Source organism: Micromonospora sp. NPDC005298, assembly GCF_040607375.1.
GTDB lineage: Bacteria > Actinomycetota > Actinomycetes > Mycobacteriales > Micromonosporaceae > Micromonospora.
This window is the reverse complement of the sequence record NZ_JBEXGP010000012.1, coordinates 70,498-86,578: the sequence shown is the minus strand read 5'-3', so window position 1 is coordinate 86,578 and position 16,081 is coordinate 70,498. Positions and strand designations below refer to the sequence as shown.

At 73.2% G+C, this 16,081-nt stretch carries 16 protein-coding genes; 4 read left to right on the top strand and 12 right to left on the bottom strand.

Features of this window, described 5'->3' with window-relative positions; genetic code table 11:
- Window positions 1–170 precede the first annotated feature (170 nt).
- Entirely contained in the window at window positions 171–686 is a 516-nt protein-coding gene (locus tag ABZS77_RS18520) for a helix-turn-helix transcriptional regulator (RefSeq protein ID WP_354824000.1), read from the top strand.
- A gap of 96 nt (window positions 687–782) precedes the next feature.
- On the opposite strand, the gene ung is transcribed toward ABZS77_RS18520, so the two are convergent.
- The 5 genes from ung to ABZS77_RS18495 all read right to left on the bottom strand — a co-directional run bounded on the left by ung (window position 783) and on the right by ABZS77_RS18495 (window position 5,740).
- Window positions 783–1,484 (bottom strand): uracil-DNA glycosylase, encoded by a 702-nt coding sequence (gene ung, locus ABZS77_RS18515; RefSeq protein WP_354823998.1) that lies wholly within the window; start codon window positions 1,482–1,484, stop codon window positions 783–785.
- Window positions 1,484–1,972, bottom strand: coding sequence for a tRNA (adenosine(37)-N6)-threonylcarbamoyltransferase complex ATPase subunit type 1 TsaE (gene tsaE, locus ABZS77_RS18510; RefSeq protein WP_354823996.1), 489 nt, complete (start codon window positions 1,970–1,972; stop codon window positions 1,484–1,486). Before tsaE ends, ung begins: the two co-directional genes overlap by 1 nt.
- Window positions 1,969–3,075, bottom strand: a complete 1,107-nt coding sequence (locus ABZS77_RS18505) for an alpha/beta hydrolase (RefSeq protein WP_354823994.1) — start codon at window positions 3,073–3,075, stop codon at window positions 1,969–1,971. The genes tsaE and ABZS77_RS18505 overlap by 4 nt, the downstream gene beginning before the upstream one ends.
- Window positions 3,072–4,190 carry an alanine racemase gene (gene alr / locus ABZS77_RS18500; protein WP_354823992.1) on the bottom strand — a complete coding sequence of 373 codons (1,119 nt, stop codon included), beginning with the start codon at window positions 4,188–4,190 and terminating at the stop codon, window positions 3,072–3,074. The genes ABZS77_RS18505 and alr overlap by 4 nt, the downstream gene beginning before the upstream one ends.
- 80 nt (window positions 4,191–4,270) lie before the next feature.
- Window positions 4,271–5,740, bottom strand: a complete 1,470-nt coding sequence (locus tag ABZS77_RS18495; RefSeq protein ID WP_354823990.1) for an NAD(P)H-hydrate dehydratase — start codon at window positions 5,738–5,740, stop codon at window positions 4,271–4,273.
- Window positions 5,741–5,984: 244 nt separating this feature from the next.
- On the opposite strand from ABZS77_RS18495, the gene ABZS77_RS18490 reads away from it, so the two are divergent.
- Window positions 5,985–6,281, top strand: coding sequence for a type VII secretion target (locus tag ABZS77_RS18490; protein WP_354823988.1), 297 nt, complete (start codon window positions 5,985–5,987; stop codon window positions 6,279–6,281).
- A complete protein-coding gene (locus ABZS77_RS18485; RefSeq protein WP_354823986.1) occupies window positions 6,278–7,855 on the top strand; it encodes an alpha/beta hydrolase in 1,578 nt (525 codons plus the stop codon). Before ABZS77_RS18490 ends, ABZS77_RS18485 begins: the two co-directional genes overlap by 4 nt.
- A gap of 58 nt (window positions 7,856–7,913) precedes the next feature.
- Here ABZS77_RS18485 and glmS read toward each other — a convergent pair whose 3' ends face one another.
- Window positions 7,914–9,827, bottom strand: a complete 1,914-nt coding sequence (gene glmS / locus ABZS77_RS18480; RefSeq protein WP_354823984.1) for a glutamine--fructose-6-phosphate transaminase (isomerizing) — start codon at window positions 9,825–9,827, stop codon at window positions 7,914–7,916.
- 234 nt (window positions 9,828–10,061) lie between these two features.
- On the opposite strand from glmS, the gene ABZS77_RS18475 reads away from it, so the two are divergent.
- The gene (locus ABZS77_RS18475) at window positions 10,062–11,258 is read left to right on the top strand and encodes a pyridoxal phosphate-dependent aminotransferase (protein WP_354823982.1); all 1,197 of its coding nucleotides are present in this window, start codon (window positions 10,062–10,064) and stop codon (window positions 11,256–11,258) included.
- Between the two features lie 124 nt (window positions 11,259–11,382).
- Here ABZS77_RS18475 and glmM read toward each other — a convergent pair whose 3' ends face one another.
- The 6 genes from glmM to ABZS77_RS18445 all read right to left on the bottom strand — a co-directional run bounded on the left by glmM (window position 11,383) and on the right by ABZS77_RS18445 (window position 16,058).
- Window positions 11,383–12,741: a phosphoglucosamine mutase gene (gene glmM, locus ABZS77_RS18470; RefSeq protein ID WP_354823980.1), complete on the bottom strand. Its 1,359-nt coding sequence runs from the start codon at window positions 12,739–12,741 to the stop codon at window positions 11,383–11,385.
- Between the two features lie 117 nt (window positions 12,742–12,858).
- Window positions 12,859–13,332, bottom strand: a complete 474-nt coding sequence (rpsI, locus tag ABZS77_RS18465; protein WP_354823978.1) for a 30S ribosomal protein S9 — start codon at window positions 13,330–13,332, stop codon at window positions 12,859–12,861.
- Between the two features lie 20 nt (window positions 13,333–13,352).
- Window positions 13,353–13,796: a 50S ribosomal protein L13 gene (gene rplM, locus ABZS77_RS18460; RefSeq protein ID WP_053653864.1), complete on the bottom strand. Its 444-nt coding sequence runs from the start codon at window positions 13,794–13,796 to the stop codon at window positions 13,353–13,355.
- 209 nt (window positions 13,797–14,005) lie between these two features.
- On the bottom strand, window positions 14,006–15,388 hold the full coding sequence (locus ABZS77_RS18455) for a nitrate/nitrite transporter (protein ID WP_354823976.1): 1,383 nt from the start codon (window positions 15,386–15,388) through the stop codon (window positions 14,006–14,008).
- Window positions 15,389–15,517: 129 nt separating this feature from the next.
- A complete protein-coding gene (locus tag ABZS77_RS18450) occupies window positions 15,518–15,811 on the bottom strand; it encodes a hypothetical protein (protein WP_354823974.1) in 294 nt (97 codons plus the stop codon).
- Window positions 15,801–16,058: a DUF6364 family protein gene (locus ABZS77_RS18445; protein WP_141911149.1), complete on the bottom strand. Its 258-nt coding sequence runs from the start codon at window positions 16,056–16,058 to the stop codon at window positions 15,801–15,803. The genes ABZS77_RS18450 and ABZS77_RS18445 overlap by 11 nt, the downstream gene beginning before the upstream one ends.
- Between the last annotated feature and the right edge of the window lie 23 nt (window positions 16,059–16,081).

Here is a 16,081-nt window from a genome sequence, read left to right as displayed (position 1 = left end):
GCAGGCCCACGCCCTGGTCCCGCATCCGCCGATGAGCGATATACCTGTGAGTCATAGATATGACTCACAGGTATATCGCGTAAAAGTCGGGGCCCAGCCGGCTGTGCCCGGCAGTCGCGAATCCGGCTCAGCGGTATCCGCTGCGGCCTGGCGTGGTCCACCATGCCGGGATGTCGCCCACACGCCTTGTCACCGCTCTCGGCAACACCGTCCGCCAGCAACGACACCTGCGCGAGCTGACCCAGTGCGAGCTGGCCGAGGCGGCCGGGATCAGCCAGGCGGCGGTGGCCCGCATCGAGAGCGGCAGCCGCGCGCCCAGCCTGGCCGTCCTCGAGACGCTGCTCGCCGCGATGGACGTGCAGTTGGTGGTCGGGGTGGAACCGCTCGACGCGCACCTCGACGCCCGGATCGACGAGCTGGCCGCCCGGCCGATCGCCGAGCGGATCGACGAGCTGGGCCTGGACCGGCTGCTGGACCGGCTCACCGACATCCCCCAGGTGCTCACCGGTTGCACCGCGGCGCTGCTACAGGGCGCGCCGGTGCCGGTCGACGCGCTCGAGATCGCCCTGCGCTGGCAGGACTCGAAACAGTTCACCCGCTGGCTGGAGACGAGCTGCCCGACACCATCGAGGTCCGCCACGGCGGGCGCGGCTACCGGGTGGTGCCGCTGGTCGAGCTGGAACTGACCGAACCACGCGCGGCCGAGCTGCTGCGCCGCTACCGGGCCCGGCAGCCGGCCGGCAGGGGTTGACCCACCGGTCGGCAGCCCGGTGGACCGGCGGTCAGCCTGCGGTGCGCTCCCAGTCGACGGTGGGCAGACCGGCGTCGGCGAGAGCCTTGTTGGCGGCGCTGAACGGGCGGCTGCCCAGGAAGCCGCGCGGATTCATCGGGCTGGGGTGCCCCGCCTCCAGCACCACGTGCTGCGGGTTGGTGACCAGGGCTGCCTTCTTCCGCGCGTACCCGCCCCAGAGCAGGAAGACCACCCGCTGCGGCGACGCGTCCAACGCCCGGATGGTGGCGTCGGTGAACTCTTCCCACCCGGCGTTCGCGTGCGAGCCCGGCGTGGCCTGACGGACCGTCAGCACCGCGTTGAGCAGCAACACGCCCTGCGCGGCCCAGCCGTCGAGGTTGCCACTGCGCGGCTTGGGCACGCCCACGTCCTCGCCCAGCTCCTTGAAGACGTTGCGCAGCGACGGCGGCACGGCCACCCCGTCGCGGACGCTGAAACTCAGCCCGTGCGCCTGGCCGGCCCGGTGGTAGGGATCCTGCCCGAGGATCAGCACCCGGGTGCCCTGCGGCGGGCAGAGGCGGTACGCCGAGAACAGGTCGTCGAGCGGCGGGAAGACGGTCTGTGTGGCGTACTCCCGGGCGACGAACTCGCCAAGCGCGGCGGTGCGCGCCGGGTCGAGGTGCGGGGTGAGCACGGCACGCCACGGCTCCGGCAGCAGGGCCAGCAGATCCAGGGTGGGGGCGTCGTCGGGCATCAGAAACCTCTCAGGTCGGCCAATCGCCGCGCCCAGTCTCCCCCCACCGGATCCAGCTCGACGACCCGGGTGTCGTCGTCGCGGCGGTCGATACGGACCCGCAGGTGCGCGTCGACCAACTGCTCCACCAGGCCCTCGCCCCACTCCACAACGGTCACCGAATCGTCCACCGAGGCGTCCAGGTCCAGGTCGTCGATCTCGGCGCGCGGGTCGGTGGCGTCACCCAGCCGGTACGCGTCGGCGTGCACCAACGCCACCCGTCCGCCTCTGGCCGGATCGGGCCGGTGCACCCGGGCGATCACGAACGTCGGCGAGGTGATGTCCCCGAGGACACCGAGCCCGGCGCCGACGCCCTGCGTGAGCGCGGTCTTGCCGGCGCCCAGCGGACCCGTCAGCAGCACGAGGTCACCGGCGCGCAGCAGCCCGGCCAGCCGCCGCCCGAAGTCCCGGGTGTCCTCGACGGTCGGCAGCTTGACGACGTGACTCACCGTTCCTCCACGCTCTGCAATGACTCCAGGAACCGCGACAGCGCGGCGTTGACCTCGTCGGCGTGCTCCAACATCACCACGTGCCCGCTGTCCTCGATCGTCACGAACTCGGCGTGCGGCAACCGCCGGACGATCTCCTCGGAGTGGGTCACCGGAGTGATCATGTCCTTGTCGCCGACCACCACCAGCACCGGAGTCGCGGCCAGCGCCGCGAGCGCCGGGAAACGCGAATGGGTGGCCAGGGTCCGCAGGTAGCGGGTCACCGTGTCGGCCGACGTCCGGGAGTTCATCGTCTCCACGTAGGACACCAGCGCCGGGCTCGGCTTGCGGGTGCCGAAGCCGTACTTGCGGGTCAACAGCCAGGCCACGTTCGACGTCGACTTGCGGGCCTTGTCGATCACCGGGCCGCCGTACCGGGTGGCGTTGCTGACCATGTACAGCACCGGGCCGCCGACCCGGCCGAGCAGCGCCGGCGCGACCAGCTTGGTCTCCGCGATCAGACCGCCCGACGTGGCCATCAGGACGGTGCCCACCACCCGGTCACCGAACAGCTCCGGGAACAGCTCGGCGAACGCCATGATCGTCATGCCGCCCATCGAGTGCCCGACAAGCACCAACGGCCCCTCCGGGGCGGTCCGGTCGATGACGCGACGCAACGTCCGCCCGAGCACCGCGAGGTCGTACTCCCCGGTCTCCAACCGGCCCGAGCGGCCGTGACCGGGCTGGTCGTACGCCACGACCCGGTAGTCACCCCGGGCGGCCAGCATCTGGCGCTGGAAGTGGAACGTGCCCATGTCCAGGCAGAAGCCGTGCACCAGCACCACCGTCGGGTGCCCCGGCACCGGCCGGGTCGGCTCGACCACCTCGACGTGGATGTCCGTGCCGTCCGGCAACTCCAGCCGGAACGCCTCGTCGTACCGCTGCTCGCCGAACCTCTCGTGCGCGTAGCGGTCGGACGGGTCGGCCTTGAGCCGGCGGACCAGGGTGCGCTCGGTCGCGACACCGGCGGCCAGGCCGGCCGCCGCCACCCCGACCGCCGCGCCGACGATCCCGGCGACCCGGCCGACCGCCGTACGCGGGCGCGGAACGCGGAACGAAGTCACGGCGTCTCGCCGTCGTAGACGCGCGGCACCCGGGTCCCCCCGAACCGGGTGACGATCTCGTAGTTGATCGTGCCGACCGCCTCGGCCCAGTCGTCGGCCGTCGGCTCCCCCTCGGCGCCGCTGCCGAAGAGCGTCGCCACGTCCCCGTCGGCCACCGGGTCGTCGCCGCAGTCGAGCACGAACTGGTCCATGCAGACCCGCCCGGAGATGGTGCGCCGCTTGCCGGCGAGCTGCACCGGGCCGCTGTTGGAGGCGTGCCGGGGCACCCCGTCGGCGTACCCGAGCGGCACCACGGCCAGGTTCGCGTCCGCCGGCGTCGTGTAGGTGTGGCCGTACGACACCCCGGTCCCGGCGGGCACCCGCTTGGTGAGCATCACCCGGGCGCGCGCGGTCATCGCCGGCTTCAGCCCGTACGTCTCGCCGGCCACCGGGGACAGGCCGTAGATGGCCAGCCCGGGGCGGACCAGGTCGAAGTGGGTGTCCGGGCGGGTCAGGGTGGCCGCCGAGTTCGCCAGGTGCCGCCAGCGGGGGCGCAACCCGGCCCGCTCGACCATCGCCAGCCCCTCGTGGAAGACGGCCAGCTGGCGGTCGGTCGTCGGGTGACCCGGCATGTCCGCGTACACGAAGTGGCTCCACACGCCGACCACCTCGACCAGGCCGTCGGCCTGCGCCTTCGCGGCGGCGTCCAGCAGGGCCGGCCAGTCGGCGACCGTCGCACCACCCCGGGAGAGCCCAGTGTCGATCTTCAGGTGCAGCCGGGCGGGACGCCCGGCGAGCCGACTCGCCTCGATCATCTCGTCCAGCTGCGGAAGGCTCGCCGCCGCGAGGTCCACCCCGGCGGCGACACCCTCGTGCAGCGGCAGCCCCGGAGCGAGCAGCCAGGCGAGCACCGGCACTGTCACACCGGCCCGGCGCAGCGTGAGCGCCTCGTCGAGGGTGCAGACCCCGAGCCAGTCCGCCCCGGCGTCGAGCGCGGCCCGGGCGGCCGGGAGCATGCCGTGGCCGTACCCGTCGGCCTTCACCACCGCCATCAGCTCGGCGGTGGTGCCGGAGCGGAGTCGGCTCACGTTCGCACGGATCGCATCAAGATCGACGCGTACCTCGGCCTGCCACATGCGCCCAGCCTACTTTCCGCCGTGATCACCGTGGGCGGCGACGCACGCCCCGACACACCGAACCGGTCGGGACGGGACAATCAGCCCAGCCGGGCGAGGACCGGACGCAGTGCCGTCGCCACGTCGGGGGCGGTCACCGGCCCACCCCGGGCCGCCTCCCGCCCGGCGAGCCCGTGCAGGTACGCGGCCGAGGCCGCCGCCTGATCGGCGGGCAACCCGGACGCCAGCAGCGAGCCGAGCAGCCCGGCCAGCACGTCACCGGTGCCGCCGGTGGCCAGCGCCGGGGTGCCGGTCGGGTTGACGTACGCCCGGCCGTCCGGCGTGCCGATCACCGTGCGGTCGCCCTTGAGCAGCACCACCGCGTTCATCCAGGCGGCCAGTCGCAACGCCGAGCCGACCCGGTCGGCGCCCGGCTCCTCGCCGCAGAGCCTGGTGAACTCGCGGTCGTGCGGTGTGACCACGATCGGGGCGTCCCGGCCGCGCAGCCGGTCGGCGAGCGACCCGTCCACCAGCAGGGTCAGCGCGTCGGCGTCGAGCACCACCGGCACCGGGGCGGCCAGGACGGCCCGCAACTCGGCAGCCGCGTCGTCGCCGGTGCCCAGCCCGGAGCCGCACACCCAGGCCTGCACCCGGCCCGCGTCGGCGACCCGGCCGGTGGCGATCACCGACGGGTGCTGGTGCAGCACCTCGGCCCGGGCGCCGCCGGCGTACCGGACCAGGCCGGTCGGCCCGGCGAGGGCTCCACCGACGGAGAGCACGGCCGCGCCCGGGTACGTCGCCGAGCCGGTCGCGACACCGACCACGCCCCGGGTGTACTTCTCCGACGAGGCACCCAGCCGGGGCCACCAGTCGACCAGGTCGGACCACTCCGTGACCCGCAGCGCGGGGGTGCCCCGCAGCCACGGCCGCAGCCCGATGTCGACAAGCTCCACCTGCCCGGCCAGGGCAGCGGCCGGCCCCACCACGTGTGCGGGCTTCAACGCGCCGAAGGCCACCGTCACGTCGGCGCGGACGGCCGTGGGTCGGCCGGACGCGGACAGCGGCACGTGCCCGGTGTCCACCGCGACGCCGCTGGGGACGTCGACCGCCAGCACGGTCGCCCGACCGCCGTCGCGCCCGCGCAGGTCACCGAGGCGCCGGACCAGGTCGTCGGCGTTCGCCCGCAGCCCGCCGGTGCCGCCGATCCCCACGATGCCGTCGACGACCAGGTCGACCGGGCCGTCCGGGTGGTCCACCAGCCGGCCACCGGCGGCGCGCAGAGCCGCCAGCCCCGCCGCGTGCGCCCGCCCGGGGGTGAGCAGCAGGGCGGACACCCGTACGCCCCGCCGAGCCAGCCGCTCCCCCGCGTAGAGCGCGTCGCCGCCGTTGTCGCCGGAACCCACCAGCAGCAGCACCCGGCCGCCGTACACCCCGCCCCGCTCGGCGAGCAGCAGCGCCGCCCTGCGGGCCAGCCCGGCTGCGGCCCGCTGCATCAGCGTGCCCTCGGGCAGCGTGCCCATCAGTCCCGCCTCGGCCGCCCGTACGTCGGCCACCCGCCACACCGGTCTCATGTCACCGTGCCCCGTTCCGCTCGCGGGTGTGCGGGTCGGCCAGGACGACGTCGACTGCCGACCGCGACGATCACCAGTTCACCCTACCGGCGGGGACGGCGGCAGATTAGCCGTCGGGTCCGCCGTGGGCAACGCCTGTGGACAGCCCCGGCGTACGACCGTCGACGCCGTCCACAGGGCACGACCGGGCGCCCGGCTCCCACCTAGCGTCGGGGCGTCGATGCCGATCTGTGGGGGTGGGGTCATGACCGAGGAACCGTTGACGGTCCAGCCGGAGGCGCTGCGGGTGGTGGCCGCCGCGCTCGACAACGCGGCGTACGGGTTGGCGTCGGGTCTGGCCGGGGTGCCCGGCCTGCTGGTGCCGGCCCCGGGTTGGCGGGCCGCCGCGTCCCTGGTGGAGCTGGAGGCCGCCGGGCACGCCTGGTTCGGCCGGCTGGGCGCGCTGGTGGCGGCCACGGCCGGCGGGGTACGGGCGGCGGCGGAGGCGTACGAGTCGGTGGACGACCGCGCCGCCGGTCGGTTCGCCTCCCTGCCGCGGTGACCGCCGTCGGCTACCGGCAGCTCTGGGCCGCCGACCCGGGTGGCTGGCGGGTGGCCGGGGCGGCCTGGGCGGGGTTGACCGGGCCGGTCGACCGGCGCGCCGGTGAGCTGTCCGGGGCGGCCGGACGGCTGCGGGGCGACTGGTCCGGTGTGGCTGCCACCGCGGCGGACGTACGGCTGGGTGGTCTGCGGGGCGAGCTGACGTCGATCGCGCCCGCGCTGATCGAGGCGGACCAGGTGCTGTCCGAGCTGGCCGGACGCCTCGTGGTGGCGAAGGCGCGGCTCACCGAGGCGGTGGTCCGGGCCGAGCGGGCCGGTGTGGTGGTGGACCGGTCCGGCGGTGTGCGGGTCGCCGAGGCGCGGCCCGGTGCGGCGGAGGCGGTGGCCGGGGTGACGGAGGCGCTGCGCGTGGCGCTCGACGGCGCCGACGCGGCGGACCGGGCTGCCGCCGACCGGTTGGACGAGCTGGCCGGGGTCGCCCGCTCCGGCTGGGCGTCGCCGCCACCGCCCGGTCGGCCGGCACCCGGCGCCGCACCGGGGCTGGTCCACGCCTGGTGGGCCGGGTTGACCCCGGCGCAGCGACGGTGGCTGGTGGGGCACGAGCCGGCCCTGGTCGGTGTCCTGGACGGGGTGCCGGTGGCCGCCCGTGACCAGGCCAACCGCCTGCTGCTCGGCGCCCGGCGCGGGGAGCTGCTGGCCGAGCGCCAACGGTTGCTTGCCCGGGTGCCACCGGGGCCGGTCGCGTCGCTGCGGCTGCGGGCGGTCGCCGCGAAGCTGGCCGGCCTGGACGCGCTCACCGATCGGCTGGCGGCCGGGGAGCCACGGGCGTACCTGCTGGGGTTGGATCCGGCCGGTGAGGGCCGGGTGGTGGTGGCGCTCGGCGACCCGGACCACGCCGACCGGGTGCTGACCTACGTGCCGGGGATGACCGCCGGCCTGGACGACGCCGCCGGCGAGCTGGGGCGGGCGGCCCGGGTGCTGGAGCGCTGCGCGGCCCTCGCGCCGTCGGAGCGCGGCGCGGCGGTGCTGTGGTTGGACTACGACGCACCGGACTTCCTGACCGAGGCCGCCTCGACGGGTCAGGCCCGGGACGCGGGCGGGGCGCTGCACCGGTTCCAGGAGGGACTGCGGGCCAGCCATGAGGGTCCGGCCGCCCGGCAGACAGTGCTCGGGCACAGCTACGGGTCGCTGGTGGTGGGCATGGCGGCGCGGGAGCACGGTCTGGCCGCCGACGCGCTGATGTTCGTCGGCTCACCCGGGGTCGGTGCCGCGCACGCCGCCGAGCTGGGTGTGCCGCCCGGGCAGGTCTGGGCGAGCAGCGCACCCGACGACGTGATCCGGCTGGCGCGACCCGTCGACGAGGTGGGCAGGCGTGTCCTGCTCGGTGCGGCCCCGCTCGCGGCGGTGCTGGGCTGGCCCGATCGGACGGGGCACGAGCTGTGGTTCGGCCACGATCCGGCCGACCCCGGCTTCGGCGGGCGGGTGTTCCCCAGCGGTCGCGGTGGGCACGCCGGTTACTGGGATCCGGGCAACCCGGCGCTGGACGGGATGGCCCGTGTCGTGTTGGGCCGCTGACGGCCGAGCCCCGGCCACCGCTGGTGCGGTGACCGGGGCTCCGGACGTGAACGGCGGTTTATTCGACGGTTACCGACTTGGCCAGGTTGCGGGGCTGGTCCACGTCGTGCCCCCGGGCGGCGGCGATCTCGGCGGCGAGCACCTGCAACGGCACAGTGGTGACCAGCGGGGCCAGCAGGGTGGGCGTACGCGGCACGTAGATCAGGTGGTCGGCGTACCGGACGACGGCCTCGTCGCCCTCCTCCGCGATCACGATGGTGCGGGCGCCGCGCGCCCGTACCTCCTGGATGTTGGAGACGACCTTGTCGTGCAGCATCCCCCGACCCACCGGCGAGGGCACCACGCAGATCACCGGGGTGCCCTTGTCGATCAGGGCGATCGGGCCGTGCTTCAGCTCGCCGGCGGCGAAGCCCTCGGCGTGCATGTACGCCAACTCCTTGAGCTTCAGCGCGCCCTCCAGGGCCACCGGGTAGCCGACGTGCCGGCCGATGAACAACACGGTGGGCTCGGACTTCAGCTCCCGGGCCAGCTCACGGACGGGCTCGATGCGGTCCAGCAGCTCACGCAGCTTGCCCGGCATCTCCTGGAGCTGGGCGACGACCGCGCCGACCTCGTCGGCGAACTTGATGCCGCGCACCTGGGCCAGGTGCAGGCCGATCAGGTAGCAGGCGACGAGCTGGGTGAGGAACGCCTTGGTGGAGGCGACGGCGATCTCCGGCCCGCCGTGGGTGTAGAGCACGGCGTCGGACTCGCGGGGGATCGTCGAGCCGTTGGTGTTGCAGATGGCCAGCACGCGGGCCTTCTGCTCCTTGGCGTGGCGCAGCGCCATCAGGGTGTCCATCGTCTCGCCGGACTGCGAGATCACCACGATCAGGGTGGACCGGTCGAGGACCGGGTCGCGGTAGCGGAACTCGCTCGCCAGTTCGACCTCGCAGGGGATCCGGGTCCAGTGCTCGATGGCGTACTTGGCGACCATGCCGGAGTGGTACGCCGTGCCGCAGGCCACGATGAAGATTTTGTCGACGTCGCGCAGGTCCTGGTCGCTGAGGCGGACCTCGTCGAGGGCGATCTCACCGGTGTCGGTGAGCCGGCCGAGCAGTGTGTCGGCGATGGCCTGCGGCTGCTCCTCGATCTCCTTGAGCATGAACCAGTCGTAGCCGCCCTTCTCCGCAGCCGAGGAGTCCCAGTCGATGTGGAAGTCCTTGCCGGTGGCGGGCTGGCCGTCGAAGTCGGTGATCTCGATGCTCTCGCCGGTGATCAGCACGATCTGGTCCTGGCCCAGCTCGACCGCGTCGCGGGTGTGCTCGATGAACGCGGCCACGTCGCTGGCCAGGTAGTTCTCCCCGTCGCCACGACCGACCACGAGCGGCGAGTTGCGCCGGGCGCCGACGACCGCGCCGGGCACGGCGGCGTCCACGGCGAGGAGCGTGAACGCGCCCTCCAGCCGCTGGCAGACCACCCGCATGCCGGCGGCGAGCAGCTGCGGGCCGTCCGGCTGGCCGGCGGCGCGCAGGTCGGCAAGTGCGGCGGAGAGCAGGTGGGCGGCGCACTCGGTGTCGGTGTCGCTGGTGAACTGGACGCCGTCGGCCTCCAGCTCGGCGCGCAGCTTGGCGAAGTTTTCGATGATGCCGTTGTGGATGACCGCGACCCGGCCGTCGGGGGCGACGTGCGGGTGGGCGTTGCGGTCGGTGGGCCCGCCGTGGGTGGCCCAGCGGGTGTGCCCGATGCCCGTGGTGCCGTCGCCGATGCCGAGCGGGCTGGCGGCGCAGTCGTCGGGGTCGTTGGCGGCCCGCTCGGAGAGCACCTTCTCCAGGTTGGCCAGCTTGCCGGCCTTCTTCTCGGTCAGCAGCCGGTCTTCGCAGACGATCGCCACGCCCGCCGAGTCGTAGCCGCGATACTCCAGTCGCCGCAGCCCGTCGAGCACGATGCCGAGTGCGGGGCGCGCGCCCGCGTATCCCACGATTCCACACATGGCCCGCAGCCTAACCCAGATTCGCTCACCGTGGATGCTCGAAAGTCGGCTAATCAATCACCGAATCTGAGCGATCAGTCCATTACAGGAGCCCCGTCCACCACCTTCCCCCGTGATCTTGCGGTCCTGGTGGGTCGATTCGACCTGTACGCGATTTTTGTCGGGGCAGCTACCGCAAGATCGGCGCGCCTGGGGAGGGGGCCGCGCGGGTGCCGGGGTCGTAGGCTGGCGCAGGTGACGACGAGCACCGATGTCGACCCGCTGGTGGCCCGGATGCGGCCGTTCGGTACGACGATCTTCGCCGAGATGTCCGCCCTCGCCGTGCGCACCGGGGCGGTCAACCTCGGCCAGGGCTTCCCGGACACCGACGGCCCGCCGGAGATGCTGGCCGCCGCCGCCGAGGCGCTGCGCGGCGGGCAGAACCAGTACCCGCCCGGTCCGGGGATCCCCGCCCTGCGCGCGGCCGTCGCGGCCCACCAGCGGCGGTTCCACGATCTGGAGTACGACCCCGACGGCGAGATCGTGATCACGGCGGGCGCGACGGAGGCGGTGGCGGCGAGCATCCTCGCTCTCTGCGAGCCGGGCGACGAGGTGGTCTGCTTCGAGCCGTACTACGACTCGTACGCCGCCTCGATCGCCCTGGCCGGAGCGGTCCGGCGGCCGGTCACGCTGCGTCCCGCCGACGGCGGCCGGTACGCCTTCGACCCGGCGGCGCTGCGCGCGGCGTTCGGCCCGCGTACCCGTCTGGTGCTGCTCAACTCGCCACACAACCCGACCGGCAAGGTGTTCACGCGGGCCGAGCTGACGCTCGTCGCGGAGCTGTGCCAGGAGTTCGGCGCGTACGCGGTCACCGACGAGGTGTACGAGCACCTGGTGTTCAGCGACGCGTCGAGCCCGCACGTGCCGCTGGCCGGCCTGCCCGGGATGCGGGAGCGGACGTTGCGCATCTCCTCGGCCGGCAAGACGTTCTCCTGCACGGGCTGGAAGGTCGGCTGGGTGAGCGGCCCGGCGGCGCTGGTGTCGGCGGTGCTGCGGGTGAAGCAGTTCCTGACCTTCACCAACGCCGCGCCGCTGCAACCGGCGGTCGCGGTGGCGCTGGCTCTGCCCGACGACTACTACACCGGTTTCCGGGACGGTCTCCAGCGGCGCCGCGACCAGCTCGTCGGCGGTCTCACCGACGCCGGTTTCGACGTACTCGCCCCGGAGGGGACGTACTTCGTGACCGCCGACATCACGCCCCTCGGCGGCCGGGACGGCATGGAGTTCTGCCGCGGGCTGCCGGAGCGTTGCGGCGTGGTGGCGGTGCCCACGCAGGTCTTCTACGACGACGTCGACGCGGGCCGGCGGCTGGTCCGGTTCGCCTTCTGCAAGCGCCCGGAGGTGCTGACCGAGGCGGTCACCCGGCTGCGCGCCCTGACTCCGAACGGCTGAACGGGCTCCGAACGGCGAAACGGCCCCGAACGGCCGACCGGGCCGGGCCGGCCGGGTCGCCGGGTCGTCGGGCTGGCGCTGTGGAGCCGATGTCGTAGACGGTTCAGCTCCACAGCGCGACCCACTAGGACGTCGCGGGGCTCGCGGTCCGGACCAGCGCGGCGATGCGCTCGGCGACCTCGCGGGCCGTCGTCTCGGTGGCCGCCTCGACCATCACCCGGACCAGCGGTTCGGTGCCGGACGGGCGCAGCAGCACCCGACCGGTCTCGCCCAGCTCCGCCTCGGCCCGCTCGACCTCGGCACGGACGGCCGGTGCGGCGGCACCCACGGTACGGTCGCCGACCGGCACGTTGATCAGCACCTGGGGCAGCTTGGTGACCACCGAGGCCAGCTCGGCGAGGGTCCGGCCGGTGGCCGCCATCCGGGCCATCAGGTGCAGGCCGGTGAGCACGCCGTCGCCGGTGGTGGCGTGGGCGGGCATGACGATGTGACCGCTCTGCTCGCCGCCGAGCGCCAGCCCGGAGGCACGCAGCTCCTCAAGCACGTACCGGTCGCCGACCTTCGTCTCGATCAGCCGGATGCCCTGCGCGGACATGGCCAGCCGGAGGCCGAGGTTGCTCATCACGGTGGCGACCAGGGTGTCCTGGGTGAGCGTGCCGGCGTCGCGCATGGCGAGCGCGAGGATCGCCATGACCTGGTCGCCGTCGACCTCGTCGCCGTCGGCGCTGACCGCCACGATCCGGTCGGCGTCGCCGTCGTGGGCGATGCCCAGGTGGGCGCCGTGCTGCACCACGGCCTCACGCAGGGCCTCGATGTGGTTGGAGCCGCAGTCGTCGTTGATGTTCAGCCCGTCGGGCTCGGCGTGGATCGCCACGACCTCCGCGCCGGCCTCCCGGTAGGCGACCGGGGCCACCTCGCTGGCCGCGCCGTTGGCGCAGTCGACGACGACCTTGATCCCGTCCAGCCGGTGCGGCAGCGCGCCGACCAGGTGCTGCACGTAGTGGTCCGCGCCGTCGAGAAGGTCGTGCACCCGGCCGACGCCGGCGCCGATCGGACGGTCCCAGGCGGTGGTGGCGTTCGCCTCCACGGCGGCCTCGATCTTCATCTCGATCTCGTCGGGCAGCTTGTGACCGCCTGCGGCGAAGAGCTTGATGCCGTTGTCCGGCATCGGGTTGTGCGACGCGGAGAGCACCACCCCGAGGTCGGCCTTCGCCTCCGCGGTGAGGAACGCCACCGCCGGGGTGGGCAGCACGCCGACCCGCACCACGTTCGCGCCGGCGCTGGTCAGGCCGGCCACCACGGCCGCCTCCAGCATCTCGCCGCTGGCGCGGGTGTCCCGGCCGACGACCGCGAGCGGCGGATGGCTGCGATCCGTCTCGGCGAGCGTGTGCGCGGCGGCCACGGCGAGCGCGAGCGCCAATTCGGGTGTGAGATCCGCGTTCGCGCGCCCGCGTACGCCGTCCGTGCCGAACAACCGACCCATACCCGCCAACCTCCGATGAGCACTGCCGATGAGGAGAAAGCGGAACGGCCGGCCCACCTCCCCGGTCGAGGGGAGGCGGACCGGCCGTCCGTCAGAAGTACAACGCGCTGGGAAAGATCAGCGCTTCGAGTACTGGGGAGCCTTACGGGCCTTCTTGAGGCCGTACTTCTTGCTCTCCTTGACCCGGGCGTCCCGGGTGAGGAAGCCGGCCTTCTTGAGGGCCGGGCGGTCGTCCGGCTCGCTGACGATCAGCGCGCGGGCGATGCCGAGACGGAGCGCACCGGCCTGGCCGGTGGTGCCGCCGCCACGCAGGTTGGCGATGACGTCGAACTGGTCGAGCTTCTCGGCGGTGACCAGCGGGTCCTTGATGAGCTGCTGGTGCACCTTGCTCGGGAAGTAGGCCTCGAGGTCCTGGCCGTTGCAGGTGATCTTGCCGGTGCCCGGGACGATACGGACCCGGACGATGGCCTCCTTGCGCCGACCCACGGTCTGGATCGGCCGGTCACCACGGGGCGCGCGGGCGACGGGCGCCGGCGCCTCGGTGGCCTCGGGGGCTTCCGGGGCAACCTCGGTCTCGGTGATGTCGGTCATGCTGCTTCCTTCGCCCGCGCTCACTGCGCGATCTGCTTGATCTCGAACGGCACCGGCTGCTGCGCGAGGTGCGGGTGCTCGGCACCGGCGTAGACCTTCAGCTTCTTGATCAGCTGACGGCCGAGCTTGTTGTGCGGGAGCATCCCCTTCACAGCCAGCTCGATGGCCCGCTCGGGGCGCTTGGTCAGCAGCTCGTCGTAGCCGATCTGCTTCAGGCCACCCGGGTAGCCGGAGTGGCGGTAAGCGACCTTGGTCTGGCGCTTGTTGCCGGTCAGCGCAACCTTGCCCGCGTTCACGATGACGACGAAGTCGCCCGTGTCGACGTGCGGCGCGAAAGTCGGCTTGTGCTTACCACGCAGCAACGTGGCGGCGTGGGTGGCCAGGCGGCCCAGCACGACATCAGAGGCGTCGATGACGTGCCACTGACGCTCGATCTCACCCGGCTTCGGGCTGTACGTACGCACAGGTCTACCTTGTCTCGTCGTCGGTCTGGGGTCGCGCGCCGAGGTGACCAGATCTTGCAGGCCGGACCAGCGCGCACGAACGACCAAGCGTACCTGATGGGGCACGCCTCTGGATGTCGTACAACAGCAGGCAACGATACCCGGCGCCCCATCGGCAGGTCAAAACGGGGGTGCGGCCCCGCGCGGCGGCACGCCGGGAATGGCCCAGCTCACACGCCGACGAGCCGTCCGGCCCTCGGACGACGGTAGACGACCCAGGTCACCACGAAGCACAGCGCGTACCAGCCGATGAACGCCAGGTAGGCGGCGTCGGCGTTGCCCGAGCCGAGGAACGACTGCCGGAAGGCGATGTTGACCAGCACCCCGCCGGACGCGCCCACCGCGCCGGCGATGCCGATCAACGCGCCGGTCATCCGTCGCGCCCACCGCTCGGCGGCCTCCGGGGCGTGCCGGCCGGTCGTCACCGCGTCCGCCGACCGGGCCCGGAAGATCGCCGGGATCATCTTGTACGTCGAGCCGTTGCCGACGCCGGAGAAGACGAACAGGGCGAGGAAACCGGTCAGGTAGAGCCCGAACGAGCGTTCCCGGGCGGCGTACAGCACGACTGTGGCGCCGGCGGCCATCGCCACGAAGTTCCAGAAGGTCACCCGGGCTCCGCCGAGCCGGTCGGCGAGGTGCCCGCCCAGCGGCCGGACCAGCGAGCCGGTCAGCGGACCGAGGAAGGTCAGCCAGGCGGCGTCGACGGGGGTGGGGAACCGGTCGGCGAACTGGAGCTGGAGCACCTGGCCGAACGCGAACCCGAAGCCGATGAACGAGCCGAAGGTGCCGATGTAGAGCAGCGACATGATCCAGGTGTGCGGGTCACGGGCGGCCTCGCGCAGCGCTCCCGGCTCGTTGCGCGCGCCGGGCACGGTGTCCAGCCAGCGGGCCGCCGCGAGCGCGGCCACCACGATCAGCGGCAGGTAGACAGCCGGGACCAGCCGGGGGTACGCGGCGCCGGCGGTGGCCAGCACCGCCAGCCCGACCAGCTGCACCGCCGGTACGCCCAGGTTGCCGCCACCGGCGTTGAGGCCCAGGGCGCGCCCCTTGAGCCGCTGCGGGTAGAAGAGGTTGATGTTCGCCATCGAGGAGGCGAAGTTGCCGCCGCCGACCCCGGTGAGGCAGGCGAGCACCATCAGCGTGGAGTAGGACACCCCTGGTTCCAGCAGCACCGTCATCGGCACCGCTGGCACCAGCAGCAGCAGCGCGCTCACGATCGTCCAGCGGCGGCCACCGAAGCGGGCCACGGCGAGCGTGTACGGCAGTCGCAGCACCGCGCCCAGGGCGGCCGGCACGGCGGTGAGCAGGAACTTCCCGGCCGGGTCGATGCCGTACGCGGGGCCGAGGAAGAGCACGGTCACCGACCAGAGGCTCCACACCGAGAAGCCGACGTGCTCGGCGAAGATCGACACCCAGAGGTTGCGCCGGGCGATGGGCGCACCGGTCGTCCGCCAGAAGTCGGGGTCCTCGGGACGCCAGTCGTCGAGCGTGTGCCGGCGGCCGGTGACGGTCGGGGGTCCGGCGGTGACTGCGGTGCTGGTGAGCGTGCTCACGGCGGCTCCTCCTCGTCGGTGTGACGAGGTGAGACGCTAGGAACGCCCGGTTACCCGGCGGTGCCCGTCGCGGGTCGGGCCGGAAACGGGCAGCGCACCGGGGCCCGGCGGCGATGGTGAGGTCGACGGTCAGAGTTGCTGGAGGATGCGCAGGGCGCGGCCGACCCGGAGCATGGTGTCGGTGTCGGCGACGTCCACGCAGTCGGTGAACCACTTCTTCATCGGTGAGGAGATCCGGTCGGGCATCACCACGTACCGGCCCATCGCGACGGCGAGCGGGGAGTCGCGCAGCAGCGATTCCTCGACGACCTCGACCACGATCACGATGGGTACGTCGGTGGAGTTGTAGACATCCGAGCTGATCACGAGGCCGAGGCGTTCGCGGGCGCCCTCGATGCGCCAGACCTCGCCTCTACGCAGCACGCGGCCGTCCGCCGGAGAGCAGGTCGTTGACCATGCCCGCCTCGCGGGCGTCGGCGAGGGCGGCGGACTCCAGGTCGAGGCCGGCGCGGCCCACGGCGGCGGCGTGCGCGGTGAAGACCTCGCGCAGCGCCTTCTCCCGGGCGGCCTGGTCCATCCATGCGGAGAGCGACAGCCCTTCGCGCTTGGCGAACCGCCGCGCCTCCTCGATCGTCTCGTCGGTGAACGACAGAGTCACCTTGGCAGTCATGTCGAGCAGACTACCCAGCGGTA

Coding starts and splice junctions, on each gene's coding strand:
- ABZS77_RS18520 (WP_354824000.1), top strand. CDS start 171: ATGTCGCCCACACGCCTTGTCACCGCTCTCGGCAACACCGTCCGCCAG.
- ung (WP_354823998.1), bottom strand. CDS start 1,484: ATGCCCGACGACGCCCCCACCCTGGATCTGCTGGCCCTGCTGCCGGAG.
- alr (WP_354823992.1), bottom strand. CDS start 4,190: ATGTGGCAGGCCGAGGTACGCGTCGATCTTGATGCGATCCGTGCGAAC.
- ABZS77_RS18495 (WP_354823990.1), bottom strand. CDS start 5,740: ATGAGACCGGTGTGGCGGGTGGCCGACGTACGGGCGGCCGAGGCGGGA.
- ABZS77_RS18490 (WP_354823988.1), top strand. CDS start 5,985: ATGACCGAGGAACCGTTGACGGTCCAGCCGGAGGCGCTGCGGGTGGTG.
- glmS (WP_354823984.1), bottom strand. CDS start 9,827: ATGTGTGGAATCGTGGGATACGCGGGCGCGCGCCCCGCACTCGGCATC.
- glmM (WP_354823980.1), bottom strand. CDS start 12,741: ATGGGTCGGTTGTTCGGCACGGACGGCGTACGCGGGCGCGCGAACGCG.
- rpsI (WP_354823978.1), bottom strand. CDS start 13,332: ATGACCGACATCACCGAGACCGAGGTTGCCCCGGAAGCCCCCGAGGCC.
- ABZS77_RS18445 (WP_141911149.1), bottom strand. CDS start 16,058: ATGACTGCCAAGGTGACTCTGTCGTTCACCGACGAGACGATCGAGGAG.